Annotated in this window: 1 protein-coding gene; it reads left to right on the top strand. The window is 68.0% G+C overall.

Translation table 11 applies throughout. The features are described 5' to 3' along the window. Window positions 1-341 (top strand): carboxyl transferase domain-containing protein (locus tag MKD38_RS30980; protein ID WP_305882546.1); only part of this gene is annotated, 341 nt, incomplete at both ends.

Here is a 341-nt window from a genome sequence, read left to right as displayed (position 1 = left end):
CGAGGAAGTCAGCGCCGAGGACCTGGGCGGCGCCGACGTGCATACGCGCCTGTCCGGCGTGGCCGACTACTTCGCGCAGAACGACCACCACGCGCTCAGCCTGGCGCGCAATATCGTGCAGCACCTGAACCGGCGCAAGCCGGACCAGATCCGGCTGCACGAACCGGTCGAGCCGCTGTACCCGGTGGAGGAGCTGTACGGCGTGATCCCCACCGACACGCGCAAGCCCTATGACGTGCGCGAGGTGATCGCGCGCCTGGTCGACGGCTCCGAGTTCGACGAGTTCAAGGCACGCTACGGCACCACGCTGGTATGCGGCTTCGCGCGCATCTGGGGCTACT

Source organism: Cupriavidus sp. WGlv3, from assembly GCF_023952475.1.
Classification (GTDB): domain Bacteria; phylum Pseudomonadota; class Gammaproteobacteria; order Burkholderiales; family Burkholderiaceae; genus Cupriavidus; species Cupriavidus phytorum.
This window is presented reverse-complemented; position numbering and strand designations above follow the sequence as displayed.